The sequence below is a fragment of the Neisseria sp. P0021.S006 genome (genome assembly GCF_051956895.1).
In genome coordinates, this window is the sequence record NZ_JBQCWZ010000186.1 from 1 (window position 1) to 2,040 (window position 2,040).

Annotated in this window: 3 protein-coding genes; 2 read left to right on the forward strand and 1 reads right to left on the reverse strand. The window is 53.9% G+C overall.

Annotation, left to right across the window (positions count from 1 at the left end; genetic code table 11):
* The coding region (locus ACTHUM_RS12290; RefSeq protein ID WP_440402988.1) for a transaldolase family protein at nt 1-577 on the reverse strand (577 nt) is incomplete at its 3' end.
* A gap of 134 nt (nt 578-711) precedes the next feature.
* On the opposite strand from ACTHUM_RS12290, the gene ACTHUM_RS12295 reads away from it, so the two are divergent.
* Nucleotides 712-1,686 carry a KpsF/GutQ family sugar-phosphate isomerase gene (locus ACTHUM_RS12295; protein WP_003748334.1) on the forward strand — a complete coding sequence of 325 codons (975 nt, stop codon included), beginning with the start codon at nt 712-714 and terminating at the stop codon, nt 1,684-1,686.
* A 66-nt stretch (nt 1,687-1,752) separates the two neighbouring features.
* Nucleotides 1,753-2,040: KdsC family phosphatase (locus ACTHUM_RS12300; RefSeq protein ID WP_440402989.1), on the forward strand; the 288-nt coding region annotated here is incomplete at its 3' end.

Sequence of the window (2,040 nt, forward strand, 5' to 3'; positions counted from 1 at the left end):
GGGAAACATCGTGTCCCGCCTCCAAACGTTTGGCAATGCCGCGCGCGTAGGCCGCATAGGCTTTGAGGGTTTGGGCGCGGGAGAAAAGCAGGGTCAGGTTGACGCTGATGCCGTCTGAAACGAGGGTTTCAAGCGCTTCGATGCCTTCGTCGGTTGCCGGTACTTTAATCATGGCATTTTTACGGCCGATGGCGGCGTGCAGGCGGCGCGCTTCTTCAACCGTGCCTTGTGCGTCTTTGGATAATTCGGGTGAAACTTCGAGGCTGACGAAGCCGGTTTTGCCGCCGGTGGATTCGTGTTCGGCAAGGCACACGTCGCAGGCGGCTTGTACATCGGCAACCGCCATGGTTTCGTAGCGTTGTTTCGGGGTCAGGTCTTGCTGTTTGAGCGCGGCTACTTCGTCGGCGTACAGGGCATCGCCTGCAAAGGCTTTTTGGAAAATGGCAGGATTGGAAGTTACGCCGCACACGCCCTGTTTCAGCATTTCGGCCAATTCGCCGCTTTGTACCAGCGAACGGGAGAGGTTGTCCAACCAGATTTGTTGTCCTAATGCTTTAACGTCTGATAAAATAGTCATCTCTGATTCCTTTTACATAATAGGTTTGTTTGTGAAGTGGCGATAATGCTACGCCGATTCGATGAATTTGAACAGTTTACAGCTGATTAATTTGGGCAAAACAAACCTAAATTCAAGCATGAAAGGCGGCTTTGATGGCGGAAAACACACTTTATCTCGACTGGGCGCGCGATGTATTGGATACGGAAGCCGAAGGTTTGCGTGAAATTGCGGCGGCTTTGGACCATGATTTTGTCCGTGCGGCGGAAGCGTTGTTGCACTGCAAGGGCAGGGTGGTCATTACCGGCATGGGCAAGTCCGGACACATCGGCCGCAAAATGGCGGCAACCATGGCTTCGACCGGAACGCCTGCGTTTTTCGTCCACCCTGCCGAAGCGGCGCACGGCGATTTGGGCATGATTGTGGACCACGATGTCGTGATTGCCATTTCCAATTCCGGCGAAAGCGATGAAATTGCAGCGATTATTCCGGCGTTGAAACGCAAAAACATCACGCTTATCTGCATCACTGCCCATCCGACTTCCACCATGGCGCGTCATGCCGATATCCATATTACCGCGGCGGTTTCCAAAGAAGCCTGTCCGCTCGGCCTTGCACCGACTTCCAGTACGACCGCCGTCATGGCGTTGGGCGATGCACTGGCGGTTGTCCTACTGCGCGCACGTGCGTTCACGCCCGACGATTTTGCTTTAAGCCATCCGGCCGGCAGCTTGGGCAAACGCCTGCTGTTGCGTGTGGCGGATATTATGCACAAAGACGAAGCCCTGCCTGCCGTTTTGTTGGGCACTCCGTTGAAAGAGGCCATTGTCCGCATGAGTGAAAAAGGCTTGGGCATGTTGGCGGTAACCGATGCCGAAGGCCGTCTGAAAGGGGTATTTACCGATGGCGACTTACGCCGTCTGTTTCAAGAACGCGACAGCTTTGCCGGTTTGAAAGTGGACGACATCATGCACGCTTCGCCGAAAACCATCTCCGCCGACCGCCTAGCCACCGAAGCCTTGAAAGCCATGCAAAGCGGCCATGTGAACGGTTTGCTGGTGGTCGAAGAAAACGGCGTACTGATTGGCGCGCTGAACATGCACGATTTATTGATGGCACGAATTGTCTGAATCGACGGCAAAAACGTTTTCAGACGGCCTTATGCTAGAATAGGCCGTCTGAAATAAGGAAATCTTATGCAAAACCTCTCTTCCGACCTGCAACAACGCGCTTTAGGCATCAAACTGCTGATACTGGATGTGGACGGCGTTTTGACCGACGGCCGCATTTTTATCCGCGACAACGGCGAAGAAATCAAATCGTTCCACACTTTGGACGGACACGGTTTGAAAATGCTTCAGGCTAGCGGCGTGCAAACTGCGATTATTACCGGCCGCGATGCGCCTTCCGTCGGTATCCGCGTGAAGCAGCTCGGTATCAACTATTACTTCAAAGGCATTCACGACAAACGTGTCGCCTACGCC

What these genes read in the sequence shown, in the direction of transcription:
- ACTHUM_RS12295 (WP_003748334.1), top strand. Translation starts at nt 712, where the DNA reads ATGGCGGAAAACACACTTTATCTCGACTGGGCGCGCGATGTATTGGAT.